General features: G+C 47.4%; 9 protein-coding genes. All 9 read left to right on the forward strand.

Annotated elements, in window-relative coordinates:
- Positions 1-1,746 (forward strand): NADH-quinone oxidoreductase subunit L (locus tag AB5H98_RS11785; protein ID WP_367926092.1); only part of this gene is annotated, 1,746 nt, incomplete at its 5' end.
- Positions 1,746-2,606 (forward strand): respiratory chain complex I subunit 1 family protein, encoded by an 861-nt coding sequence (locus AB5H98_RS11790; protein ID WP_367926093.1) that lies wholly within the window; start codon positions 1,746-1,748, stop codon positions 2,604-2,606. The genes AB5H98_RS11785 and AB5H98_RS11790, both read left to right, overlap by 1 nt.
- Before the next feature lie 16 nt (positions 2,607-2,622).
- Positions 2,623-3,072, forward strand: a complete 450-nt coding sequence (locus AB5H98_RS11795) for an NADH-quinone oxidoreductase subunit B family protein (RefSeq protein WP_367926094.1) — start codon at positions 2,623-2,625, stop codon at positions 3,070-3,072.
- Positions 3,073-3,086: 14 nt separating this feature from the next.
- Entirely contained in the window at positions 3,087-3,434 is a 348-nt protein-coding gene (locus AB5H98_RS11800) for an NADH-quinone oxidoreductase subunit C (protein WP_367926095.1), read from the forward strand.
- A gap of 6 nt (positions 3,435-3,440) precedes the next feature.
- A complete protein-coding gene (locus tag AB5H98_RS11805) occupies positions 3,441-4,520 on the forward strand; it encodes a nickel-dependent hydrogenase large subunit (protein WP_367926096.1) in 1,080 nt (359 codons plus the stop codon).
- A gap of 7 nt (positions 4,521-4,527) precedes the next feature.
- Positions 4,528-5,085 (forward strand): 4Fe-4S dicluster domain-containing protein, encoded by a 558-nt coding sequence (locus AB5H98_RS11810; RefSeq protein WP_367926097.1) that lies wholly within the window; start codon positions 4,528-4,530, stop codon positions 5,083-5,085.
- A 184-nt stretch (positions 5,086-5,269) separates the two neighbouring features.
- Positions 5,270-6,319 carry a D-alanine--D-serine ligase VanG gene (gene vanG, locus AB5H98_RS11815; RefSeq protein ID WP_367926098.1) on the forward strand — a complete coding sequence of 350 codons (1,050 nt, stop codon included), beginning with the start codon at positions 5,270-5,272 and terminating at the stop codon, positions 6,317-6,319.
- A complete protein-coding gene (locus AB5H98_RS11820; protein ID WP_367926099.1) occupies positions 6,316-7,041 on the forward strand; it encodes a D-alanyl-D-alanine carboxypeptidase family protein in 726 nt (241 codons plus the stop codon). The genes vanG and AB5H98_RS11820 overlap by 4 nt, the downstream gene beginning before the upstream one ends.
- A gap of 4 nt (positions 7,042-7,045) precedes the next feature.
- A partial coding sequence (locus tag AB5H98_RS11825) for an alanine racemase (RefSeq protein WP_367926100.1) occupies positions 7,046-8,253 on the forward strand: 1,208 nt, incomplete at its 3' end.

Genomic DNA, 8,253 nt, shown 5'->3' on the forward strand with positions numbered 1-8,253 from the left:
CTGGCCGATGGCGCACAAATCATGACGTTCTATCATAATACAGAGCTGGTGGATCATGGAATGCTCGTTGGAGAGCTTTTTTTAATGGCTCTGATCGTCTACCAAAGCATCAAACATCGAAAGTACCCGGTAATTTTGTTGTCTGTGGGGCAGACGGCTGTATTGCTTTGGTCTGAGTTCACTTCAGAAGTGTCTTCTGCTGCTCATATGCAAATTGACAGCATGACCATGTTGATGTGTATGATTGTGGCATTTGTGGGCGGTTTTATTTGCATTTATTCGGTAGGATATATGCAGGCATATCATCACCATCATACGGAGTTCCAGAACAGAAGCGGCTTTTTCTTTTCGGTGCTGTTCCTGTTTTTAGGAGCGATGTTTGGCCTTGTTTTGTCCGAAAATCTGGTTTGGATGTATTTCTTCTGGGAAATTACCAGCGTGATCTCTTTCCTTTTGATTGGATATACGCGCACAGAAGAAGCAATCCACAACAGTTTCCGCGCACTGTGGATGAACCTGTTGGGTGGCTTGGGCTTTGCGATCGCCATTGCAGTCGCGGCTGCTACGATTGGAAGCGTTCAGTTGGGAGAAGTAGTTGCAGCAAAGGCTGTAATCCCGGTAGCTTTGTTGGCTGTAGCAGGACTGACTAAGTCTGCCCAGCTTCCGTTTTCCTCTTGGCTCTTGGGGGCGATGGTGGCTCCCACACCGTCCAGCGCTCTATTGCACAGCGCTACGATGGTGAAGGCAGGTGTGTACCTTTTGATTCGCCTTGCACCGGCTTTGTGTGGTACTCTGACGGGAACCATGGTGTCTTTGATTGGCGGATTTACGTTTATTGCGGCCAGCATGATGGCCATTGCACAGAATGATGGAAAGAAAGTTTTGGCCTTTTCTACGGTCTCCAATTTGGGATTGATCGTGGCTTGCGCGGGCATCGGCGTAGAGGAGACCATCTGGGCGGCTGTTTTGTTGATGATTTTCCACTCGGTAAGCAAGTCCATGCTGTTCCAAGCGGTTGGCTCCGTGGAGAACAGCTTGGGTTCCCGGGATATTGAGGATATGCATGGCCTTTTGCTGCGGCTTCCTCGTCTTACTTATATTATGGGCATTGGCATTGCGGGCATGTATCTGGCGCCGTTTGGAATGCTGATTTCCAAATGGGTCGCTTTGAAGGCGTTTGTGGATGCGGGCAATTACTTGCTGGTCATCTTTTTGGCTTACGGTAGTGCCACTACGATGTTGTATTGGACCAAATGGCTTTCCAAGCTGGTTTCGTTGCATCATACCAGTATCGAAGTAAAGGACGTAACGAGAAAAGATCAGTATTTGTCCATGTACGTTCATGCAGTTAGTATGCTTTTGCTGTGCCTGTTGTTCCCGTTCTTGGCAACGTTTGTGGTCAACCCGATTATTTTGGAAATCTTCGGCGCTTCGCACGAAGTGCTTTCCATGAGTGTGCTTACTACGATGGCGGTCATGCTGGCGTCTGTCATTTTTGTGCCTGCGACGATGTTCCTTGTCACGCGTTCAGCACATCGGGATTATGTTCCCATCTATATGGGTGGAGCAAACAAAGGCGATAATACTTATTTCGTAAACAGCTATGGTGAACCGGAGCACTTATACCTGACAAACTGGTATTTGCGCTTTGAGTTTGGCCGGCGCCGGCTGATGCGACCTTCCGTTATTATATCTACGGGAATTTTGATCGTTATGCTCTGCCTGATTATTGGAGGTGCCGTGTAATGCAGGTTCTGTCGGTTGTTTTGTATTTGCTTTTGGCGCCGCTTGTAGGCGGCCTTTTAGAGGGGGCAGACCGTATTTTGACGGCCAGAATGCAAGGGCGTCAGGGGCCACCGTTGCTTCAGCCTTTTTATGATTTGTCCAAATTGTTTTCCAAACAGATGATTGCGGTCAACAATGTTCAGATGCTGTTGAATCTGAGTTATTTGGTTTTTCTGGCGGTGGCAGGAGCCATGTTGTTTGCAGGCGAGGACATTTTGATGTGTCTATTTATCCTTTCTACGGCAGATATGTTTTTGATTTTGGCCGCGTCCAGCGACTCCTCTCCTTTTTCAATGATGGGAGCGAGCCGTGAAATGATTCAGATGATGGCTTATGAGCCGCTGACGCTTTTGCTGGCGGTGGGATTCTATCTTGCAACAGGTTCGTTCCATGTAGGAGATATCATTCGCATGCCGTATAGTTCGGTTTTGGCAATGCCGGGCTTTTTGCTTGGATTCTTGTTTATCATGGCAATCAAGCTGCGTAAATCTCCCTTTGATTTGTCCACCAGCCACCACGCTCATCAAGAGATGGTAAAAGGCCTGACCACGGAAATGGCGGGACCTACGCTGGCAATCATGAGCATTGCTGAGTATTACGAAATGATTCTTTTGCTTGGCATAGTTGCATTGTTTTTTATTAATGAACATTGGTGGAGCTGGCCGTTGGCAATCGTTGCATGCCTTGTGGCCTATTTCCTTGAGATTCTGTGGGACAATGTGAGTGCGCGTGTTAAATGGAAAACACTTTTGAATAGTTGTTGGGTTGTCACATTGCTGACAGGCGGTCTCAATTTCTTGATTTTGATGTTGATTCGATAAGGAGGCAGACAGAACTATGGCAAAACTTGCAAAATCTCCCTGGCTGCTTCATTACGATGCAAGCAGTTGTAACGGCTGTGATATTGAGGTTCTTGCTTGTATGACACCGGTGTATGATATTGAACGTTTTGGTATCATCAACACAGGCGACCCCTTCCAAGCGGACATTTTGCTGATTACGGGCGGTGTGAACAGCCAGAGTGAAAGTGTTGTAAAGCAGATTTATCAGCAGATGCCCAATCCTAAAGTGGTTGTTGCAGTGGGAATTTGTGCCTGCACCGGCGGTGTATTTAAAGAGTGCTACAACATTAAAGGCGGCGTGGATACAGTGATTCCGGTGGATATTTATGTGCCGGGTTGTGCTGCCAGACCGCAGGCGATTATCGATGGTGTGGTAAAAGCCGTGGCGTTGTTGCAGGAAAAACGTGAAGCCTATGCGCTTCAAAAGAAAAATGGCGGCGCGTGAGGAGGAACGTTCCAATGGAATATATGAATACGATTGAGCCAATCACAATGGAGCAGTTTCTGCCTTCTGTGATTCGCTTTAAAATGGATGGCTGGCGAGTGGTACAGATTTGTGCTGCCCGCTTGCCGGAACAGTACGAGCTAAGTTATTCCTTTGCGAAGGAATACGATATGCGAACTTTGCGTCTAACAGTGAATCAGGATCAGCCGGTCTCCAGTATCACACAGGTTTATCCTTGTGCGTTTATTCAGGAGAACGAGGTAGCAGAACTGTTTGGCGTAAACATCGAAAGTATGGAAAACGATTATCAGCACAGGCTGTACCGAATTGATCAGGACATGCCGTTCAAGGAAAAGGGGTGAAAGGCAGTGGCAAAAAGAAGTATTGTTCCCTTTGGACCCCAACACCCGGTTCTTCCGGAACCGGTTCATCTGGACTTGGTACTGGAGGACGAGACCGTTGTAGAGGCTGTGCCTAGCATAGGATTTGTGCATCGTGGCCTTGAAAAACTGGTGGAGAAAAAAGATTTTAAAGAATACGTGTACATTGCTGAGCGCGTGTGTGGAATTTGCAGCTTTGGACACGGAATGGGTTACTGCCAGAGTGTGGAAAAAATCATGGGGGTGGAAACACCTCGCCGCGCGGAGTATCTGCGCACGATTTGGATGGAAATGAGCCGGATTCACAGTCATCTTCTCTGGTTGGGCCTGTTGGCGGATGCAATGGGATTTGAAAGTTTGTTTATGGAATCCTGGCGCCTTCGGGAAAAGATTTTGGATTTGTTTGACTTGACTACAGGCGGCCGTGTGATTTTTTCCGTCAACTGCATTGGTGGTGTCCTCAAGGACATGGACAATAGCATGCTTATGAAAATTGTGGAAGCCACAACTGAGATGGAAAAGGAAATTCGTCCCATAGCGGAGGCATTCTTGGGCGATTATACAGTGGGAACCCGTCTGCGCGGAATGGGTGTTTTAAAAAAGGAGCAAGCGGTACTTCTGGGAGCGGTGGGCCCCATGGGGCGTGCCAGCGGAATCGCCTACGATGCGCGTAAACTGGGATATGCGGCGTATAATGAATTGGAGTTCGAACCGATTACCTCTCAGGATGGGGATTCCTATGCCCGGTGTCAGGTTCGTATTCAGGAAATTTACCAGTCGTTTGCGCTTATTCGGCAGGCCGTCGGAAAAATTCCCAATGGTCCGATCAGCGTGCCGGTAAAGGGAAATCCGCAAGGCGAGCATTTTATGCGCATTGAGCAGCCTCGGGGCGAGGCCATTTATTATGTGAAGGCGAACGGAACAAAATTTTTGGATCGTTTCCGTCTGCGCACTCCCACAACCAGCAATATTCCGCCGATGTTGGAACTTTTGAAGGGATGCCAGCTTGCGGATGTGCCTCTGTTGATTTTGACCATTGATCCTTGTATCAGTTGTACGGAGAGGTGATAAGAGTATGGCAAGTTTGAGATTTCTTCCTTTCGCGCAGACTGTTCTGAAAAACTTGTTTTCAAAACCTGTCACTACGGCTTATCCTTTTGCACCGGCCCAATATCCGCAGCGAATGCGTGGACATGTCGAGATTAAAATAGAGGATTGCATCAGTTGCGGGTTATGCGTTCGAAATTGTCCGCCAGGGGCTTTGTCGGTTGACCGGAGCGCCGGTACTTGGACCATTCAGCGGTTTGACTGTGTGCAATGCGGAAATTGTGTGAACGTTTGCCCCAAAAAATGTTTGACGATGGCGCAGGGATATACACAACCGGGTCCTGAAAAACAAAGTGAAACGTTTACGCGTCCGGTGTCTTCTGAAAAGGCGACGAGTACGGGTGGTAAACCGGTCAACGATGCTACAAAATGTGTTTATTGTACTTTGTGCGCCAAAAAGTGCCCGCAGCAAGCAATTGCGGTGGATCGGGCTGCAAAAACGTGGACTCTCAATGCACAGGCCTGTGTTGGATGCGGGATTTGTGCTACAGTATGTCCCAAAAAATGTTTGAAATTAGAAAACTAAATAGAAAAATGTGAAAGGACCGTTCAAAGAACGGTCCTTTTTATTATGGAGAAGTCATGTAAGAATTTTGCAAGAATTTATTTTGAAAGGCGTAGGAAAAGCGAAAAAAAGGCGGCGTTTTGGTTTGATAGTATGAGACTGTCAAATTGAAATGCCGCCTTTGTGCGATGAAAGGAAGATATTTATGTCAAAAACCGTGGTTGCAGTTTTATTTGGAGGGTGTTCCACAGAATACGAAGTGTCTTTGCAGTCAGCGTATGCAGTACTTACGCATTTGGATGCGCGTCGGTATTCTGTTTTGACTGTGGGAATTACTCGCCAAGGAGAATGGCTTTATTACAATGGCGCCTTGGAGAAAATTCAGGATGGTACATGGTGCGAGGATCCTCTGTTCTGCAACTCTTGTGCACTCTCTCCGGATAAAGGAAAACGTGAATTGATTGTGTTCGGTGATCATCAGATGTGCTTCCCATTCGATGTTTTATTTCCTGTGCTGCATGGCAAAAACGGCGAGGATGGAACCGTACAAGGTTTGGCAGAGCTGGCGGGAATTCCTCTAGTGGGATGCGGGACATTGGCGAGTTCCTTGTGTATGGACAAAGCACGGGCGCACACTTTGGCGCGGGCGGTCGGAATAGAAGTTCCCATGGGAATGGTTTTCGAGCGGGAAGATGCTTTTTCCAAAATCGAGCAAGAGGCAGAAAAGATTGGCTGGCCATTGTTTGTCAAACCAGTGCGCGCGGGCTCATCGTTTGGAATTACGCGAGTTGAAGAAAAAAAGCAATTAAAACAGGCGGTGCAGAATGCATTTGAACACGATGACCAAATCTTGCTGGAACAGGCAGTGGATGGTTTTGAAGTGGGGTGCGCGGTGCTGGGAAATCACACGTTGACAGTGGGATTAGTGGATGAGATTGAATTGTCTGCAGGCTTTTTTGACTACGAAGAAAAATACACGTTAAAAAGCTCAAAGATCCATTGTCCGGCTCGCATTTCTGCTCAGGATGCCATCCGTGTGCAGGAAACCGCAAAAATACTTTACAGAACGATGGGTTGTAGAGGCTTTGCTCGGGTGGATTTGTTTTTTACTCCGGACAGAAGAATTGTTTTCAATGAAATCAACACCATTCCGGGATTTACTTCACACAGCCGATATCCCAATATGATGCGAGGAATCGGTCTGAATTTTGATGAACTGCTTGAGAAATTGGTGGATTTGGGGCTGGAAGAATGAAAACAATGGAACTGTTCCGCCATCAGATTTGGGATGGCACTTTGATTGTGGTGAATAGAACGCATCCGTATCGTTCGGTGGCCGGGGTGCAGCTTGCAGAGATAGGGGCAGGGATTAAGATGCAGAGTCGTGCGGCAGGAGCCTTGCTAGAATGTATTCGAAACGTAGGTGGACAGGGGAAAATTGTACCGGTATCCGGTTGGCGCAGCGCAAGACAACAAATGCAGATTTGGAACGATACACTTTGTCAGGAAGGAGAAATGTTTACCGAACGCTATGTGGCCAGACCCGGATGCAGTGAGCATCAGACAGGGTTGGCCATTGATTTAGGACAGGCTGCAGATGTCATCGATTTTATCCGGCCGGATTTTCCTTTCGACGGCGTGTGCGGTGCATTTCGCCGCAGAGCAACACGGTGGGGCTTTGTTCAGCGTTATCGAGCTGGGAAAGAAGAAATTACAGAGATTGCGGAAGAACCTTGGCATTTCCGTTATGTGGGCACACCCCACGCGCAAATTTTGGAGCACAATGACCTTTGTTTGGAAGAATATACAGAGTTTCTAAAAAGGGGGCCTGTTACATTTTCGCCGGATGAAAAAATTACTGCTCAAATTTTTTATGTGCCTTGTATGGGAGAACGTACGGTATGCACAGTTCCAGATGGGTGCGTCCAGATTTCGGGAGACAACTGTGATGGGTTTATTGTGACGGTTTGGAGGTAATCACATGAGGAAAAAGTCCATTTCAGCTCTTGATGATTTCCGCCTGATCGCTGCTGTTCTTGTAATCGCCATTCATACTTCGCCTCTGGCCAGCGTCAGTGCCATAGGCGACTTCTGGTTAACACGTGTTTTGGCTCGAATAGCAGTTCCTTTCTTTTTCATGGTCACGGGAAAGTTTCTGAAAAGGAACAATGTCCATTTTTTGCGCAAGATATTGCTGCTTTATGCAGTGTCGGTCTTTCTATATTTTCCACTGAATCTGTATGCGGGCAATTGGTCAATAGGCGGCTTTTTGCAGGATCTTTTGTTTAGAGGAACGTTCTACCATCTTTGGTATTTTCCGGCGATAGTATTGGGCGTATTGATTGTATGGGCTCTCGGGCATCTGGAAAGAAAGATGGCATTTGTTATTGCGAGTATCCTTTACCTGATCGGTTTGGGGGGAGATAGCTATTACGGATTGATTCAACAAGTTCCATTTTTGAAAGCCTTTTATGAAGGGGTGTTTTCCGTATTCGGATATAGCAGAAATGGATTGTTTTTTGCACCGCTGTTTCTTTTGTTAGGAACGGTACGCATTCCCTTGGGTGGCAAAAAATGCTTTTGGGGCTTCACAGTTACGCTTGCCGCCATGAGTGCGGAAGCTTTGTGGTTGCATAAAATGGGAGTGCAACGTCACGACAGTATGTATCTATTCCTTCCACTGTGTGCGGTGTTTTTATTCAGTGGATTGCTGGCATACAATGGCGCATCGTCCCAAAAGGCCCGTAAAGTTTCCATGTTTGTTTATATACTGCATCCATGGTGCATTGTTGTAGTGCGCGGAATAGCAAAAATTTGCGGACAGCAGGCTTTTTTAGTCGAGAACAGTTTGCTTCACTTTGGGGCGGTTGTTTTTGTAAGTTTTACAGGCGCATGGCTCCTTATGCGTTTGCGGCCTATACCACAGCCGCAAAATATACGTGCGTGGAGAGAAATCAACTGCACCGCACTAGTGCAGAATGTACACGTATTACAAACACAAGCACATACTCCCGTCATGGCGGTGGTGAAGGCGGACGGATACGGACATGGTGCATCCCTTGTGGCACATGTTCTTCAGCGGGCTGGGGTGCGCGGATGGTCCGTGGCCAGTTTGTCGGAAGGAATTGCCTTGCGCCGATCCGGAATTCGCGGGCGTATTCTTATTTTGGGATATACGCATCCATCCCA

The organism is uncultured Ruthenibacterium sp. (assembly GCF_963558415.1).
GTDB lineage: Bacteria > Bacillota > Clostridia > Oscillospirales > Ruminococcaceae > Ruthenibacterium.